The organism is Rhizobium sp. WSM4643, assembly GCF_025152745.1.
In the GTDB taxonomy this organism is placed as follows: Bacteria; Pseudomonadota; Alphaproteobacteria; order Rhizobiales; family Rhizobiaceae; genus Rhizobium; species Rhizobium leguminosarum_I.
The window spans coordinates 2492090-2507903 of sequence record NZ_CP104040.1; the positions used below are offsets into that span (position 1 = coordinate 2492090).

General features: G+C 62.4%; 13 protein-coding genes, 2 pseudogenes and 1 other annotated feature. Of the genes and pseudogenes, 4 read left to right on the forward strand and 11 right to left on the reverse strand.

Translation table 11 applies throughout. The annotated features are described in order from the left end of the window. Nucleotides 1–140: 140 nt before the first annotated feature. The 3 genes and pseudogenes from N1937_RS12570 to N1937_RS12580 all read right to left on the reverse strand — a co-directional run bounded on the left by N1937_RS12570 (nucleotide 141) and on the right by N1937_RS12580 (nucleotide 3514). Complete coding sequence (locus N1937_RS12570) at nucleotides 141–1325, reverse strand: DUF1501 domain-containing protein (RefSeq protein ID WP_222294728.1); 1185 nt, start codon at nucleotides 1323–1325, stop codon at nucleotides 141–143. Between the two features lie 110 nt (nucleotides 1326–1435). Next, on the reverse strand, nucleotides 1436–2947 hold the full coding sequence (locus N1937_RS12575) for a DUF1800 domain-containing protein (protein ID WP_170262015.1): 1512 nt from the start codon (nucleotides 2945–2947) through the stop codon (nucleotides 1436–1438). A gap of 219 nt (nucleotides 2948–3166) precedes the next feature. Continuing rightward, nucleotides 3167–3514: pseudogene (locus tag N1937_RS12580) on the reverse strand (DMT family protein). Between the two features lie 296 nt (nucleotides 3515–3810). On the opposite strand from N1937_RS12580, the gene N1937_RS12585 reads away from it, so the two are divergent. After that, nucleotides 3811–4644: an RDD family protein gene (locus N1937_RS12585; RefSeq protein WP_222384146.1), complete on the forward strand. Its 834-nt coding sequence runs from the start codon at nucleotides 3811–3813 to the stop codon at nucleotides 4642–4644. A gap of 79 nt (nucleotides 4645–4723) precedes the next feature. Here the strand turns inward: N1937_RS12585 and N1937_RS12590 are convergent, their stop codons facing one another. Continuing rightward, complete coding sequence (locus N1937_RS12590) at nucleotides 4724–5974, reverse strand: MFS transporter (protein WP_170262016.1); 1251 nt, start codon at nucleotides 5972–5974, stop codon at nucleotides 4724–4726. 522 nt (nucleotides 5975–6496) lie between these two features. Next, nucleotides 6497–7300 (reverse strand): class I SAM-dependent methyltransferase, encoded by an 804-nt coding sequence (locus N1937_RS12595; protein WP_260056278.1) that lies wholly within the window; start codon nucleotides 7298–7300, stop codon nucleotides 6497–6499. A gap of 223 nt (nucleotides 7301–7523) precedes the next feature. Here N1937_RS12595 and N1937_RS12600 point away from each other — a divergent pair. Continuing rightward, nucleotides 7524–7664, forward strand: a pseudogene (locus N1937_RS12600) (LysR family transcriptional regulator); the annotation flags it as partial. 11 nt (nucleotides 7665–7675) lie between these two features. Here N1937_RS12600 and N1937_RS12605 read toward each other — a convergent pair. The 6 genes from N1937_RS12605 to N1937_RS12630 all read right to left on the reverse strand — a co-directional run bounded on the left by N1937_RS12605 (nucleotide 7676) and on the right by N1937_RS12630 (nucleotide 13881). Beyond that, nucleotides 7676–9142 (reverse strand): SulP family inorganic anion transporter, encoded by a 1467-nt coding sequence (locus N1937_RS12605; RefSeq protein WP_260056279.1) that lies wholly within the window; start codon nucleotides 9140–9142, stop codon nucleotides 7676–7678. Nucleotides 9143–9212: 70 nt separating this feature from the next. Continuing rightward, nucleotides 9213–9268: a sequence feature (sul1 is cis-regulatory element that is thought to sense ions involved in sulfur or methionine metabolism; They are found in Alphaproteobacteria), on the reverse strand. A gap of 138 nt (nucleotides 9269–9406) precedes the next feature. Then, the gene (locus tag N1937_RS12610; RefSeq protein WP_222384143.1) at nucleotides 9407–9658 is read right to left on the reverse strand and encodes a hypothetical protein; all 252 of its coding nucleotides are present in this window, start codon (nucleotides 9656–9658) and stop codon (nucleotides 9407–9409) included. 78 nt (nucleotides 9659–9736) lie between these two features. Next, on the reverse strand, nucleotides 9737–10114 hold the full coding sequence (locus tag N1937_RS12615; RefSeq protein WP_260056280.1) for a response regulator: 378 nt from the start codon (nucleotides 10112–10114) through the stop codon (nucleotides 9737–9739). A gap of 221 nt (nucleotides 10115–10335) precedes the next feature. Further along, complete coding sequence (locus N1937_RS12620) at nucleotides 10336–12093, reverse strand: phospholipase D-like domain-containing protein (protein ID WP_260056281.1); 1758 nt, start codon at nucleotides 12091–12093, stop codon at nucleotides 10336–10338. 239 nt (nucleotides 12094–12332) lie between these two features. Then, nucleotides 12333–13121, reverse strand: a complete 789-nt coding sequence (locus N1937_RS12625; RefSeq protein ID WP_260056282.1) for a DUF899 domain-containing protein — start codon at nucleotides 13119–13121, stop codon at nucleotides 12333–12335. Nucleotides 13122–13299: 178 nt separating this feature from the next. Continuing rightward, the gene (locus N1937_RS12630; RefSeq protein ID WP_260056283.1) at nucleotides 13300–13881 is read right to left on the reverse strand and encodes a hypothetical protein; all 582 of its coding nucleotides are present in this window, start codon (nucleotides 13879–13881) and stop codon (nucleotides 13300–13302) included. Nucleotides 13882–14061: 180 nt separating this feature from the next. On the opposite strand from N1937_RS12630, the gene N1937_RS12635 reads away from it, so the two are divergent. After that, nucleotides 14062–14829 (forward strand): adenylate/guanylate cyclase domain-containing protein, encoded by a 768-nt coding sequence (locus N1937_RS12635; RefSeq protein ID WP_017964768.1) that lies wholly within the window; start codon nucleotides 14062–14064, stop codon nucleotides 14827–14829. A 72-nt stretch (nucleotides 14830–14901) separates the two neighbouring features. Next, nucleotides 14902–15699, forward strand: a complete 798-nt coding sequence (locus N1937_RS12640; protein ID WP_260056284.1) for a class I SAM-dependent methyltransferase — start codon at nucleotides 14902–14904, stop codon at nucleotides 15697–15699. Nucleotides 15700–15814: the final 115 nt, after the last annotated feature.

Here is a 15814-nt window from a genome sequence, read left to right on the forward strand (position 1 = left end):
CTGTCACAGGAACGACGGAGGAGAGGCTGTGCCTCGCCAAGTACAGGCGGCCGCCCAACGCTTCGTCCCCCTCAGAGCGTTCGGCCCCGCAATCGATTCACCGCTCCGATCACTCACGCTTCGCGGCGTCGAGCCACTCCTCACGCCTTCAAAAACTGCGAGCCTTTGTCGAATCCCAGCCCCGGGAAGATCTTGCCCGTCAAATCATCGGCGCTGACATCGAACTGCCGGTAGAGCATTGCCGCGGCGAGTTCGCGCACGTCGGCGGTCGGCATCAGGTCGCGGTCGTCGAGCAGCTGGCCGTCACTGAGCCCCGGCCAACGGCCGAGGATGCGGCCGCCGTTTATGGCGCCGCCGGCAAGCAGCGCGCAGCCGCCGGTGCCGTGGTCGGTGCCGGCTGAGCCGTTCTGGCGCACGGTGCGGCCGAATTCGGTCATGGCAAGCACCACGGTCTTCGACCAGATCTCGGGCCCGAGTGTCGCCTTCAGCGTATTGATCGCCTGGGCGAGGTCCTGCACTGGCCGCTTGAACTGGCCGGCCTGGCCGATATGCGTATCCCAGCCTGATATCGAGAAGCTGGCGATGCGATAATCGCCTTTCAGCATGTTACCGGCGAGCGCCGCCACGTCGGCGATCTTTGCGCCGTGCTGGCCCACCGGCTCGACCACCATCGAGGCGCTGTCGGCCCGCGTCGCCTCGGCAAGCGCTTCGGCGAACGGCGGATCGCCGGCATAGAGCCGGGCCAGGAACTGCATCTCGTCGCGCGCCGGCGTCAGATTGGAATCCGACGCCCAAACGTCGACATTGTTCGGCCCGGAGAGGATTAGTTCCGTCGAGGTGTTGATGTCGATCGCCTTGCGCCCGTCCGAGCGCGGGATGACGGCGAGCGCCCGGTTCAGCCAGCCGGTCTTTTCCTCGGCGACGTGCTCGCCGCCGGATTCGAGCATATCCTGCCCGTCGAAATGGCTGCGCTGGTCGCGATAGGGCGTCGACACCGCATGCACGAAGGCGAGTTCCCGGTTCTTCCACAGCGGCATCAGCTCGGCCGCCGCCGGATTGAGGCCGAAATGCCCGTCGAGATCGAGAAGCCCGGTCTCGGGCGTCAGCGCCAGGGTCGGCCTGAGCGCCGCGAAACCGGCATCGCCATAGGGCTGCACCAGATCCAGCCCGTCCATCGCGCCGCGCAGCACGATGGTGACAAAACGGTTGTCACCCGGCATGGCCGCGAAGGTGACCGGCGTGAACACGGGCGCGGCGGCAAGACAGCAGGCCGAGGCCAGAAAGCCGCGGCGGGACAGCGAAATGCGGTTCATGGGCAGCGTCATGGGCGGGCCTCCTAAGCAGGTTCGGAAAAGTGGTCAATGGTTTTCCGGCCAAACCTGCGATAACAAAGGAGCTAAGCAGACGAAGCATTGGCTTGCCAACGAAAGTCTGGTTAGCGGCGATTGAATTCGGGTGATGCCAGCACCAGCGTCAGCCCGCTGATCTTGTTCGGCGCCTGCGATACCACGCGGATCGTCTCGTCGCGCGCCGCATCGGCAAGCGTCGATTTCAAGAATTCGCGCGGATCTTCGTCCCGGCCGAACTGTGCTGCGGCCCGCCTCGCCCAGGCCAGCCGCTCGGCGAGCTGGCTGCCGGTGATCCAGGCGGAGAAGCCTTCCTCGAAACCGGCCGGGCTCGGCGGCAGCCAGGTCGGTTGCCCCATGCGCCTGAGTGCGTCCTGCCCCAGCGCACGCGCCGTCCGGAAGGCTTTGAGGCGCTTCTCCCTCGCCTCGCCGGCGGGGTCCGTCGGCACCGGCGATCCTGCCATGCCAGGCGTGTTCGCCGCCATGTCGCCCTCGTCCGTACCCTGCTGGTTGGCCGCCAGGAAACTGCCGACGATGCCGTTGACCGGTCCCGCATTCAAAGCCCTCAGGCCGGTGACGACATAGTCGAAAGGCTGGCGGGCCTTGGCGCCCTCGTCGCGCCAAGCGGCGGGATGGTCGAGCATCGCAGTGTAGACGGCGGTCAGGTCGCCATCCGTCTTCTTCCAGGCTTCGGCCATATCGGACACCATCCCCTCGTCGGGCTGGTCGGCGATGAAATGCACCGCGAGCTTCCGGCTGATATGCGCCGCCGTCTTCGGATGCAGCGCCAGATCGTCGAGCAGGTCGAGATAATCGTCGCGCGAGCGCCTGCGCCCGCCATAGCTGACGCCCAGCACCTCATGCGCGCCGGGCTCCGATATATTCGGCCGGAAGGCGATGTCCATCTCCTTGCGGTCGATGGTGAGGCCTGTCAGCACCATGGCTGCTGCGGTCACATCCGCCTGGGTATAGCCGCTGCCGGCGCCGAGTGTGTGCAGTTCCAGCAGTTCCCGGCCGAGATTTTCGTTCAGCCCCTTGTTGCGCTTGATGCCGCCGGCTGAATCCGGACCGAGCGAATCCGCCTGGTCGAGATAGATCAGCATGGCCGGATGGGCGGTGGCGCTGCGCAGGAGATCGCCGAACTTGCCTGATATGAATGGCCGGATCGCCTCGGCCTCGTAGAGCGGCACGATGAGGCGCATCGGCAGGCTCTTGTTGGCGCTGGTGGAGAAATGATCGGTCCAGAAGGTCGAAAGCCTCTCATAGAACCCGTACGGCGAGAGCACCGCCTGTATCAGCCGCAGGTTCGCATCGTGCTGGAACTGCTGCTGCACTTGCCGCTGGACCCCCTTGCGCATCTCGCGCTGCGTTGCATCGTCGGTTACCGTCTTGGCATCCTGGCGGATCTGCTGCAACTGCGCCTGCAGGCTGAGAATCGCCTGGTGGCGCGTGTCGGGGCCGCCGAGGGGAAAGTCCGGCGTTGCCGCCGCCCCCTTGCGCAGATGGCCGATGAGATCGTCCCTACTGCTGGGCGGCGCTTCGCCCGGCCGGAAACCATAGCCGAAACGGATCGTCGCCATCGTCGGGAAAGACAGGCTCATGGCCGTTCACCTCGTCATCATCGCTAAGCAATTCCAGCAAAAATGCGTCGCGGTTTTGCGTCCGGAATTGCGCAAACAAAAAGTCAGAGCATTTCATTGACTCGGAGAAAACAGAAATGCTTGAGGTGACAGGCTGCCAGCCGATTGCGACGCCAATCTGTAGGAAATGTGGCGATATCTAGACATGGACAATTTGTAATCTATTGAAAAGGCTAAAGTTTATGCACGAAAGATGAAGGATGCACCAATTGCAATCAGGGCAAAGCCGATCGCATGGTTCCAAGTCAGGTTCTCGCCGAGCCAGAAAATCGAGAAGCCGGAAAAGACGATCAGCGTGATCACCTCCTGCATCGTCTTCAGCTGCGCCGTCGTCTAAAGCGCCGACCCGATGCGGTTCGCCGGCACCGCCAAGCAATATTCGAAGAAGGCGATGCCCCAGCTGACGATAATGGCGAGGAAGATGGCGCCGCTCTTATACTTGAAATGCCCGTACTAGGCAAAGGTCATGAAGATGTTGGAGGCAAACAGCATGACGATAGGCCAGACGGCGGCGTGAGAAAATTGCATAGGAGAACTCGAGGCTGCGAAGGGAAAAACCGATCCGGCAGGGGAGACACCAGCAGCCCCTACCTGGCACGCCGCCACCCGGCGGCAAGCCCCACGGTTGCGACCTTACGCCACCGAGACGATGCGGATATTAGGCAGGTCCGTGGCGGTTCGCCTTCCCAGCGCAGAAATTGCACCGGAACTCGACTTCAGCGTGAGCACGACGCTTCTCTCAAAAACGCCGTGCATTTTTCCACTTAATGTTGAAACGAATCAACCTGCCGGAGTAGCTTGCGCGCGGATACATAGGGGGTGACATGGACACGACACCGCAGATGCCGCAATACGCTACTTTGCCTTCCCGCCACTTCTGGCGACGCGCCGTGGCCTATCTCATCGACATCATCATCTTTCAGGCCGCCATTCTCATAGCCGTCTACTGTATTTCAACAGTTCTTCCCCTAGACTTCCGCTTTCCCGGCTGGAGTTACACACAGTGCGGCGTAGAGTTGCCGGATCAGCTTGCAAAGCGGATTGACGCCGGATGGCCGCTGAGAAGTGGGGAAGTTCGTATCAATCAGATCTGCGAAGTCAGCCAAATCGGCTCGGAAAAACAAAGATACCTGCAGACGGGCGTCTCCCGTCAAACAGACAACGGGACATCAGGCCAATGGCTGACCATCCCTGTCGACGCGGACGACAATCCAGTGATCGGACCCGTGTTCGTATATTCCAGCGTGATCTCCGGCATCGTCAACATTGCCTTTCTCGCGTTTGCCTTCGCCTATTTTTCCGCAAATGGCCGCCGCACGATCGGAAAGAAGCTGCTCGGCCTGAGAGTCCAATCCGTCGATGGTAAAAGCCCCGGCCTTGGCACCGAGTTTAGACGGGAGATCCTGAAATTCAGCCCGTATCTGTTTTTCATCGCCGCCGCTTTTGCGTTTTCGCTGTTTCCGGTCTTTCCCACGGAAGACTTCGACGTGCTGCTCCGCATGTCTCGCGACGGATACACACTTTTGAACAAAGGCGCCGCAACGTTCAACATCATCCTGGGTATAGCCGCCCTTATTTGGTGGTTCTTGCCCTTCATCTTTTGGCGAGGACAGACCTTTTACGATCGCATCTGCGCCTGCAAGGTGGTGAAGAGCTGAAAGACTCTGTCGCCTTGGCGGCAGTACGCAAGAAAGGGCCGGCAGCCATCGCCGCCGGCCTCCATAGGCACAGGCAGCGCTAGATTCGCATCGCGCCATGCGCTTCCCTAGCCTCCTCCGTGCCGAAGCGGACATCCTTCTTCTCGTAGCCGAAGCCGGCGAGGGCCGCGACGACGAGCGCCACCACGGCTGCGACGATCAAAAGCGCATAGGCATAGTCGCCGTCCCAGCGGGCGGCGAGCCCCGCCTGCAGCGTCGCATTGCCCGACGCCAGCAGGTTGCCGAGCTGATAGGCAAAGCCGGGGAAGGTGCCGCGCACTTCATCCGGCGACAACTCGTTCAGATGCACCGGCACGATGCCCCAGGCGCCCTGGACGAAGAACTGCATCAGGAAAGCGCCGATGGCGAGCAGCACCGGCCCGGGCGCATAGGCCCAGAGCGGCGCGACGGGCACGGCGATCAGCGCGGCGACGACGATCGCCCGTCTGCGGCCGATCCGCTGCGACAGCGCCCCGAAGAACAGCCCGCCGCAGATCGCCCCGATATTGTAGACGATGGCGATGGCGCCGACCGTGTAGCTCGAATAGTTGCGCTGCGTCTCGAGGAAGGTCGGGTAGATATCCTGCGTGCCGTGACTGAAGAAGTTGAACGCCGTCATCAGCAGCACCGACCAGATGAACAGCGGGATATTTTCGCGCAGCACCGTGAGGAATGGACGGCGCCCCGTAGCCTGCCGTTTCAGGAAGGCCGGGCTCTCCTCGACATTGCGCCTGATATAGAGCACCAGCAGCGCCGGCAGCGCGCCGACGAAAAACATGCCGCGCCAGCCGATCACAGGAAAGAGCAGGAAGAACACGATCGAGGCGATGAGATAGCCCGAGGGATAGCCCGCCTGCAGAATGCCCGAGACGATGCCGCGGCTCTCCTCCGGCACCGTCTCCATGACAAGCGAAGCGCCCACACCCCACTCGCCGCCCATGGCGATGCCGTAGAGCGCGCGGAAGATGAGGAACATGGTGAGCCCGGTGGAAAAGCCGGTCAGGAATTCGAATATCGAATAGAGCAGCACGTCGGCCATCAGCGTGATGCGCCGTCCGTAACGGTCGGCCGCCAGCCCAAAGACCAGCGCGCCGAGCGCCCGCATGGCGAGCGTCAGGAAGATCGCCACCGAGACGGCGGGAACGTCGGTGTGGAATTCCTCGGCGATATATTTGAGTACGAAGACGAGAATGAAGAAATCGAAGGCGTCGAGCGTCCAACCGAGATAGCTGGCGATGACGGCATTGCGCTGCTGCGGCGCCAGTCGGCGCAGGCTTTCCAAAGCGGACATTTGATATTCCTCCGTCCGAAAGCGGCGGCGAGGCGGGCAATTCCGGATGCCGTCGGAAGGGGTGCCCGAACCGGGCGGTGATGCTGTGCGGCTGCGTTTGCAGTCGCAGACAGCGGGCAATAACGTCAGCAATGCTGCCCGTGTTCCATCACGATTGCCGTGATCGGGTGGCACCTCCAGCGCCGTATTGGAAGGCGTACACCTTCCAGCACCCTGCCTTTCACGTTGGCGCATGCGGCCCGCTGCCTGCCTTTTCTCCCCAGCGGGGGTCCGAAGGATGGGTCGAGACCCGTGGCTCGACCCCGGTCGGTGCCGGCAGCGATGAGGGGGTGAGCGGCTAAGCCGCGAATGTACTGAGCGCAAGCGAAGGGCAATCAATGGATCGCGAGAAAGCGAAGAGCAATCAATGACGTAATACTGTGCCGCCCCCATCCGACCCTTCGGGCCACCTTCTCCCCGCTGGGGAGAAGAGGGAGCAAGCAGCACGATTCTCGTTTTAGAGGAGGTGGCGCTCCCGCTAATCTATCCGGGCACCCTGCCCCGGCACGCCCACGCCACCGATGCGAACGATCGCGGCCCATTCGGCTCGCCAGCCTCGTAAGCGGCCCTGACGGCGGCGTCGACGGCATTTCGCCTCGCCGGGTCCAGACCGGCAACATATTTGCCGAGCGGTCCCTCGCCGGCGGCGATCGGATCCCAATAATCCTCGAAGGAAAGATATTCCATCCGGATCAGCAGCGAGGTCTCCTCGACTTCGGCTAGGCCCTGCGCGATGAAGCTCTCCTTCATTTCCCCCGGCCGCATCATCGGCTGGAAACAATATCTGCGGCGCATTGCCAGCGCGTTCTCGTCGAGCATCGCCACCGTATCCCACATCATCCGCATGCCGGACATGCCGCCATAATGGTCCCAGACGGCGGCCGCGACCACGCCACCCGGGCGCACCACACGACGCATCTCGGATACCGCCTTTCCCGCCTCCGGCACGAAATGCAGCACGAGCAGCGACATCGCCCGGTCGAAGCGGTTATCCTCGAACGGAAGCGCACAGGCATCGGCCTGCCGGATCGTTATGCGCGGATCGGTGTTGCGTCGCGTTGCGGCCTCGACGAAAACCGGCAAATAGTCGACGGCGGCGATCTCCTGCAGGCCCGGCGTTTCCGCCAGCGTGAATGCCAGGCTGCCGGTGCCGCAGCCGACATCAAGCACGCGCTCGCCATCCGCGAGACCAGCGAAATCGACCAGCATCGGCGCCAGCTTCCGGCTCCAGCGCCCCATCAGCCGTTCGTAACCATCTGCACTTTCGACATTGAAACTCGACGGCATTGAAGTCTCCCCTCAAGGACACAGGTCTTCGATCAAACAATAGCGTTCGCCGGCGACTGTGCAAGCGGGATACCATGGGGTGGATCCTCGGCTCGAGGCCAATGATCCCGGGAAGTTGGCTATTGCTGCCTCTTTTCCAACGCGGCTATGAGGCGAGCGCCGGCCGATCCGCCTCCATCAAAAATCACTGGTCGGAGACATCGATCACGTCGCCGACGCCGGCACCCCGACCGGCGGCCTGCATGGCATCTATCCCAGCAGCCGGCACTTGCCGCCTTTGGTCAAGGCGTTCATCGAACTGCCCGTTAGACGGCTGAACGCGATAACCAGCAACAGCGACGATTACGTGATCACCTCGCGGTAGCCCTCGCGCCGTCACACCTCCTTCAGCACCACCTTGCCGTCGAGGCTTCCGATCAAGGTGGCGCTCGCCTTGTTGAGGCCCGCGACCTCCACGGCGATGCCGTGAGCCGCGAACCGCTGCACGACCTTGTCGAGCGCGGCTACGGCGGTGATGTCCCAGAAATGCGCGTCGGCCACGTCGATCAATACGGCCTTGCCGAGTGCATCCTGAACGTCGAAGGCTTCGACGAAAACGTCGGCGGAGGCAAAGAACACCTGGCCGGATACTCGATAGATCAGCCGCCCGGCGGCTTGGTCGGGCGCCACGTCGACGCGCAGCAGGCTGGCGACCTTGAAGGTGAAGAACACGCCGCTGAGCAGCACGCCGACCGTTACCCCAAGCGCCAGGTTGGCGGTGAAGACGGTGACGAGGACGGTTGCCACCGTGACGGCGCTCGACATCCGGGGATGGACGATAACCGCTCTCAGCGACGACCAGTCGAACGTATCGATCGACACCATGACCATGATCGCCACCAGCGCAGCGACGGGAACTTCGGAGACCCACGGCTTCAACAGCACCGTCAGGATCAGCAAAAACGCGCCGGCAAACAGGGTGGAGAGCCGGCCGCGCCCGCCATATTTCACGTTGCTCACCGTCTGGCCGATCATGCCGCAGCCGGCGATGCCGCCGAACAGGCTGGCGGCGGCGTTGGCGAGGCCGAGACCGGTGCATTCGCGGTTCTTCGAACTCGGCGTATCCGTGAGATCGTCGACGACGCTCGCGGTCATCATCGATTCCAGCAGTCCGACCATGGCGATGGCAAGCGCAGGTCCTGCAATGATCCGAAGCGTTTCCAGCGTCAGCGGCACCGCCGGCCAGGCAAAGACGGGCAGCGAATCCGGCAGTTTGCCGAGGTCGGCGACTGTGAGAACGGGGAGCCCGAATGCTATCGAGGCGACGGTCAGGATCAGAATGCAGATCAGCGGCGACGGAATCGCGGTGGTGATCCGCGGCGTCAGGTAAATGATGACAAGCCCGGCAATCAGCATGGCATATTCGATCCAGCCGGCACCGATAATATGCGGCATCTGCGCCGCAAAAATCAGGATGGCGAGTGCATTGACGAAGCCGGTGCGGACGGATTTCGACACGTAGCGCATCAGCACGCCAAGCCGCAGCAGGCCGAACACGATCTGCAGCAGCCCCGCCAGCAGCCCGGCCGCGAAGAGATAGGGCAAGCCGTGAGCATGCACCAGCGGTGCCGCCACCAGCGCCACCGATCCGGCAGCGGCCGAGATCATCGCCGGGCGTCCGCCGGTAAACGCAATGACGATGCTGATGACGAAAGAGGCGAACAGGCCGACCTCGGGGTCGACCCCCGCCGCAAAAGAAAAGGCAATCACCTCGGGGATGAGGGCGAAGGTCGCCACCGCTCCGGCAAGCATTTCGCGCATGGGATTGGCCGACCAATCACGACGGATGGAGGAAAGCAGCATAGGATGGATTCTCGCAAAGCATGGCCAGAGCCGCTCTGTCGAGCGGTCGCGTAATCGCATGCAGGTTTTGCGTTGTCTGGCGGATCGGCGGCCAGAAGAGCCACCCGGGATCTCACCGGGTCCGTGGTGAATGCCTGCGGTATAGACGATCTTTACTGCAGCGCAACATTCAATTGCGAGGGACGAAAAAAGCGCAAGCAGATGCGCAACCCTTGAGATAATCGGAGCGCACGCACCTTGCGCCCATCCGGATTGCGGAACCCCTCACTGCCAGAGGAAGTCCGGCCCCGTGCTCTGGGATGTGAGCTTGAGCGTCCCGTCCGGCTGGACGACATAGGTCTCGAACACACGGTAACCGAAATCGCCAAGAAAGGTATTCTTGACCACCGTTCCCGGACGATAGGGCGAACGCAGGATCTTTCCGCCATAGGTGAGGCTGCCGGGAAGAGGCTGCGGACCCCCTGCGCTGGCGCAGGCCGAGAGAGCGAAGAGAACGGCAATGAGAGCGTGTTTCATCCGGACTATCTCCTCAGGCGGGCAGCAGCGGCCTGACGACGTCGATTTCCTTCTTATAACACGCAGCGCTGCTGCTGTTCACAACGCAGCTTTGCTGCTGTCAAAGTTTTTACGTCGCTCCTCCGCCCGCGAAAGCGCGCTGGCGATCCTCTCGTCGGTGAAGGGCTTGGAGATGACATCGAGCGCGCCTTCGATACCGTGACCGACATTCTCGGGACTGCCGGTCACGAAGATGACGTCAACCCCATGGCGGTCGATCAGCCGGCGCGCGAGCAGGGCGCCGCTCAGCCCATCGGAGAGACTGAGATCGACGAGCGCGACATCGCTTCTTTTTGCGTGGGCGAGAGCCTGCTCCACCGTCGAAACCGGCCCGATGGTCTGGTGTCCTGCCTCTTGCGCAATGCGCTCGAGTTCCAGAGCGATAAAATTCTCATCTTCGACGATCATGACCTTCATGAATAAGCCTCCTCATAGACGGGCGGTCAGGCGCACTACCGGTAGCGGGTACAACGCAACCGTCCACGGAATGTTTCCACCTTGAGAAGAATATGTTGGCAACCGGCGAGGTATTAATTTGACTTTTGGACGCCAGGTCCCGGCGCTTCGGCCATGCGGACAGCCACTATGCATACACTTCGACGGACAAGCGAGGTTCAAGGCCGTCGTGACCGGCAGCATTACTCCGCCCGCGAAAACAACTCCCGGTCGCGGGCGCGAATGGGGTCGGTCCAGTCGCGCTCGAACCAGGCTGTGCCGCCGGGCTGGGGCGGGCGTTTGAGCTCCAGCGGGCGGGCGGCGCCGTCATTTGCTTCGGAGGCGACGCGGAAGATGTAGTGATCGTACATCCTGAGCGCCTCGATCATGTAGCTGGTCGCCACCGTCCGGTCACGGACGAGGACGAGGTTCTCGCCGTTCTCATCATCGGCGGGTTCGGAGAAATTGTAGGAGCCGAGATAGACCCGCGCCGTCGGCTTGTCGAAGTCGAGCACGACGAATTTGTGGTGCATGCGCGTGCCGCGCTGGTTGCCGTCGACACCGGCAAGACCCGAGGGCTCGGTCAGAAACGGCGGCGGCACGTTGCCGGTCAGGGCCGATGCCCGCACCACCTGCCGACGGTTGTCGGGAGTTAGCACGGCCAAGCCCAGATTGCCGGCCCGCACCTCGGCATCGGCAATGCCCATCACATGCATATCGGGGCGCTCCAGGGCGCGCCCCAATGCCGGGCCGATCGCCCCCTTGGTCATCTGGCCGAGAAAGGCGAGCGAGAAGAACACGCTGGACTCTGCGGTATCGATATCGGCGGCGATCTCGTCGAGCCGGCCATTGGCATCGCTGTGCGGGGAGAAAGCGACCTTGGCGTCGACGCCGTCGAGGCCGAGATCAATCCAGCCGGCGGAACTTGGCGAATCGCGGAAATCCTCGGCGCGTTTGGCAGTGAAATAGCTCTCGAAGGCGGTGAAATAATCCTCGATCGCCTTGTCGCTGTGGACGGCGAGGCTGTTGTTCGACTGTACATAGAGCCCGCGCCAGCTGAGATTGGTCGAACCGTAGAGCACGGTCGAGATGCCGCCGCGGACCGCGATCGATTTCTGATGCTGCAGGTTGGCCATATGCTGGCGCTTGACGTTGGCAGCACCCGCCGAGGCGATCAGCCGCTCCGCCGCCCTCGTCTCCGGCGAATTCGGACGCCCGTGGCCCTCGGTGCGGTCGCTGTCGTCGATGATGATCTTGAGCTTGTCCCCCAGCGCCTCCAGCCGGGTGACCACCTCGGGCAGGTTCAGGTCATAGGCGATGGCGCGCACCTCGGCGCCAGACTCGCGCGCTCTATCCAGCAGCGCAAGCGTTTCGGCCCGCGCCTCGAAGCCCATCCAGGCGAGCGCCCGCTGAGCATCGGCATGGGTCGGCACAAAGTCCAGCCCCTGGTCGCCATCCGGCGGCACCAGGGTGATGATCGTCGGCTCATCGGCGGCAAAATTGCGCACGAAGGCCTGCGACGAGACGAAGCCGCGGGTGAAAGCGACGTTGAGCTTGCCGGGAATGGTCTCGCGCATCAGCGCCAGCTCCGCCTCTTGCGCCTCGCCTGAGGTCAGCGCGCCCGCGGCACCCATAAACTTTGGCGTAACGCGATAGGTGAACTTGCCGGGCAGATCGGCATTGAAGGGAAAATGCACCCAGCGGAACTTCTGGATCGGCGCCTCGGTGGTGCGGATGCCGTCTTCGGGAACCGGCTGGCCGGGAAAGCCGATGCGGTTGTGCACCGTCTTGAAGAAGTCTGTACCCGGCTCACGATACTGGATGGCGAAACCGACGAAATCGATCGGCGGCCGGCCGTTCTTCCAGTCCATGCCGAGCAGCACCATGCCGTCGCCGCGATGGATGGTCAGCGCAAAAAGCGAAGCGGCATTCCTGCCGGTCACACGAAAATCCGTATCCATGCCCGCCTCCCCTGGAAATCGGGCGAAATCTAGCATGGTTCCGTGACAGTAAGGAGATATGTCGGTGAAATTTTGCGCGCAGAAGGTGCGAGAGGCGACGGCATGGAGCAAGCATCAGCGGCGCCACGAACTGCCCTGCTGATGCGTCGTCATGAAGGGAGATTGCGGTTGAGCAGACTTTCAGACGGACCGCCGTACCCTCCTGCCTGGACGGGACGGAGGATACGGCCGGACCGACCCTACGGTTTCTCGTTTGCACTCTCGGCCCGAAACGCCGCCTCGCCGGCGTCGGAGACCTCGACCCATTTCTTGTCGGGCTCGGCGTCCGGCATATAGCTGTCGTGCCAGTTCCACCACTTGTAGGTTGGGGTCTGGGGATAGCCCGCGGGCGAATCCTCCCAGACTTCCTGGCGGCCGAGCGGTGTGATGTCGAGGTAGTTCCAGGTGCCTCCCATCTGCTCGTCACCGCGGTTGTTGATGAAATAGGTGCGGAAGATGCGCTCGCCGTCGCGGTAGAATACGTTGGTGCCGTGCCACTCGTCGACGCCGAAGTCCTTGTCGAAGCTGTCGGTGATCGTCACCCACGGCATGGTCCAGCCCATCCGCGCCTTCAGCCGCGCGACGTCGGCCTGCGGCGCGTGGGAGGCGAAGACCAGCGTCGTGTCGCGGGCGTTGAGATGGGCGACATGGGCAACCTGATCGGCCACCATCGAGCAGCCGCGGCAGGCATGCTCGGGCCAGCCGAACACGCCGGGCTCGTAGAAGGCGCGGTAGAGGATGAGCTGGTGTCTGCCTTCGAACAGGTCGAGCAGGCTGACCTTGCCCTGAGGACCTTCGAACGCATAGGCCTTCTCCACCGCCATCCACGGCATGCGCCGGCGCTCGGCGGCCAGCGCGTCGCGGGCGCGGGTCTCAGCCTTTTCCTTCACGAGCAGTTTCGCGCGGGCCGCCTCCCAGGCCTGCGGCGACACGACCGGTGGTTTGTGCATGGCTTGTCCGCTTTTGGCATTCTCGGCTGAAGCAGTCATGGCTTTCAATCTCCTCATTGAGGCGATTTCCCAGGCTTGGACGCCCGGATCATCGCGCATTGGTCTGAGATAGTTTCGCACCGGAAATCGAACAGGGGGAGTAACAAGTGTGACCGTATTCCTTGGAACCGTCGGTGGCAGCCTTGGCGCGCAGGTATCCCGAGTTGCCGTCCGGCGGCTATTCCCTTGTGAGGCAATGCGTGGCGAACTCCGCGATGGCTCCCCCGTCCGCTGTTCCACGCATTTCCGTTCCAGTCTCCGCGACGTCTATTCTGACAACCGCGGGGGGAGCGGGCGAGAACGCCCGGGATAGAATGCTAATCTCTTCAGCCGACAGCGATGACGTCAGTACCACATCGTTTTCATCATCGCGACGCCACATTGCCTCCTGGAAAAGAATGCTGGGAGCGTTTTTGATGGCCTGAAATGTTCGTATATTTTCAGCGAGAACGATAAGACGGGCTCGCGACTCGGAACGAGTCCCATTGCGAGCAAATTCTTCCTCTATAGGCAGGCGTGTATTCAGCGCGAGCCTGATTTGGGGCCCTTCCGAACATACGATCCATAACCCGCTAGGCCGTGGTCCACCGCGTGCTATCTGGAGTTTATCGGTGGCGGCTACACCAGGCAGAGACGGAAACGTCTCGCCCCGATCAAGTTGTGCAACTGCGGCGGTTATCAACCCGAACACGGTTTTTGAAAAATGCCCGTTTATGGCGGCAAATGTCAGGAGGAAGACAAATGCAAAAAGCCGTTTCATCGTTCCTCCCTTCCGTCGCCTGAGCGGCTTGACAACGACATCTCTGCGCGAAGTCGCCCATAGGGGGACGGCGCCAGACGAAATTGTTCGAGCCATTATCCCCTCAGGCTATCAACAGAGTTGCCAAAAACAACCGAGTATCGGAAGCTTATTTTTTGGCTAGGCGATGGATTGCGAGATATGACGACAGCCTCATCAACGGAGCCAGCCAGGCACGGCAGCGCCAGGATCTGCCGCGGCTGCTGGGACCAGATGCATATGCCGATTCCGATCGGCGGCCCCCTCGCCTTGCCTTTCCGCGCCTTCGGCATCACCCGCAGCAAGATGAACCCGGATATCTGCACGATCTGCGAGCGCTCCTTCCAATATGTCAAGAAGCAGCGCCAGATCACTGTCGACGCCACCATCCTGTTTGCCGATATCCGGGGCTTCACGGATCTGTCGGAGCGCATCGATGCGGTGCAACTGAGCGGGATCGTCAGCCTATTCCAGGATCGCTGCGCGCAGGCAATCTGGGCGCATGACGGCATCGTCAACAAGCAGATGGGCGACGGCCTGATGGCGATCTTCAATTTCCCGATCGTCAGAAAGGACCACGCCGGCGCCGCGATCCTGGCGGCACGGGAGATCCAGCAAAACTGCGCCGCAGCCCTGAACGGCCTGGCACTCGAGGCATTGCCCGGCCGCACTCTCGGCGTCGGCGTCGGCATCCATTCCGGCAAGGTCCAGATCGGCGAATTCTCGAGCTTCCGCAGCGATTTCACCGCCATCGGCGGCGTCGTCAATCAGGCCGCAAGGCTGGAATCCCACGCCGCAGCCGGGGAGATCCTGATCTCGGCCGAAACAGCCGCGAAGGCCGCCGATCTCGCCGCAGGCGCCGAAACCCGCATGCTTGTGCTCAAGGGCATCGAGCAGCCGGTGCAGGCCAGCGTTCTGATCAAGCGCTGAACGACTGCCAACGCTGCAGGCCTTTTCTCACGGCATTGCTTCGTCAACTGACCGGGAGGTGTCGGAAAGCCCATGCCATCCACTTTCGTCGCCAAGGGTGCCAAGGCTTATGAGGCCGGCATGGGGCGCTGGAGCCAGCGGCTGGCAGCACCCTTCCTTGATTTCGCAGGCGTGCCATCTTGTGGTCGCGTCCTTGACGCAGGCTGCGGCACCGGCAGCCTGACACTCTCCCTCTCCGCTTACCCCGAATTGGAAGCCATCGAAGCCATCGATTTCGAGGAAGACTTCGCGGCCACCCTGCGCATGCGCACTGACGATCCCCGGATCAATGCCCAACAAGGCGACGTCTGCGCCCTGCCCTATGAAGACCAGACTTTCGACGCCGTCTATTCCCTGCTGGTGCTGCATTTCGTCTCCGATGCCGACCGGGCCGTGCAGGAAATGCGCCGCGTCTCGAAACCGGGCGCCATCGCTGCCGCTGCCGTCTGGTCTTATGATGGCATGCCGAGCTGGCGCCTGTTCTGGGACACGGTCCGCGCCATCGAGCCCGAAGCCTCAGGCAAGGGCATCCCCACGGGAAGGCGGCCGCTGACGGCGGAAGACGAGTTGCGTCAGGTGTTCGAAAACGCGGGCTTCGCCGATGTTGCCGAGACGACGTTGACGATCACGATGCGTTACGCTGGCTTCGACGACTTTTGGCTTCCAAAGGTCTATGGTCAGGGAACCTTCGCGGCCTATTTCGATGCCTTGCCGAGGGCAAGGCGCGATCGTCTGTTGGAAGCGATGCGAGCGGTCTATCTTGGCGGCGGGAGCGAGGATGGCCCTCGCGGATTCGAGAGCGTTGCCTTTGCGGTGCGCGGCACCGCTTAGCACGCCGCCGGAGGCTGTTTCACCGGTGCGTTTCTGAAAACAACATCGCATGGCCGCAGTCCGGTATCTTCTCCCAGGGCCGAAAGGTAACGCTTCCGAAGCCTCGCCTCTTTTG

Bases quoted from the DNA above. Each gene is read 5' to 3' on its own strand.
- N1937_RS12570 (WP_222294728.1), bottom strand. From the start codon at position 1,325: ATGACGCTGCCCATGAACCGCATTTCGCTGTCCCGCCGCGGCTTTCTG.
- N1937_RS12575 (WP_170262015.1), bottom strand. From the start codon at position 2,947: ATGAGCCTGTCTTTCCCGACGATGGCGACGATCCGTTTCGGCTATGGT.
- N1937_RS12585 (WP_222384146.1), top strand. From the start codon at position 3,811: ATGGACACGACACCGCAGATGCCGCAATACGCTACTTTGCCTTCCCGC.
- N1937_RS12590 (WP_170262016.1), bottom strand. From the start codon at position 5,974: ATGTCCGCTTTGGAAAGCCTGCGCCGACTGGCGCCGCAGCAGCGCAAT.
- N1937_RS12595 (WP_260056278.1), bottom strand. From the start codon at position 7,300: ATGCCGTCGAGTTTCAATGTCGAAAGTGCAGATGGTTACGAACGGCTG.
- N1937_RS12605 (WP_260056279.1), bottom strand. From the start codon at position 9,142: ATGCTGCTTTCCTCCATCCGTCGTGATTGGTCGGCCAATCCCATGCGC.
- N1937_RS12610 (WP_222384143.1), bottom strand. From the start codon at position 9,658: ATGAAACACGCTCTCATTGCCGTTCTCTTCGCTCTCTCGGCCTGCGCC.
- N1937_RS12615 (WP_260056280.1), bottom strand. From the start codon at position 10,114: ATGAAGGTCATGATCGTCGAAGATGAGAATTTTATCGCTCTGGAACTC.
- N1937_RS12620 (WP_260056281.1), bottom strand. From the start codon at position 12,093: ATGGATACGGATTTTCGTGTGACCGGCAGGAATGCCGCTTCGCTTTTT.
- N1937_RS12625 (WP_260056282.1), bottom strand. From the start codon at position 13,121: ATGACTGCTTCAGCCGAGAATGCCAAAAGCGGACAAGCCATGCACAAA.
- N1937_RS12630 (WP_260056283.1), bottom strand. From the start codon at position 13,881: ATGAAACGGCTTTTTGCATTTGTCTTCCTCCTGACATTTGCCGCCATA.
- N1937_RS12635 (WP_017964768.1), top strand. From the start codon at position 14,062: ATGACGACAGCCTCATCAACGGAGCCAGCCAGGCACGGCAGCGCCAGG.
- N1937_RS12640 (WP_260056284.1), top strand. From the start codon at position 14,902: ATGCCATCCACTTTCGTCGCCAAGGGTGCCAAGGCTTATGAGGCCGGC.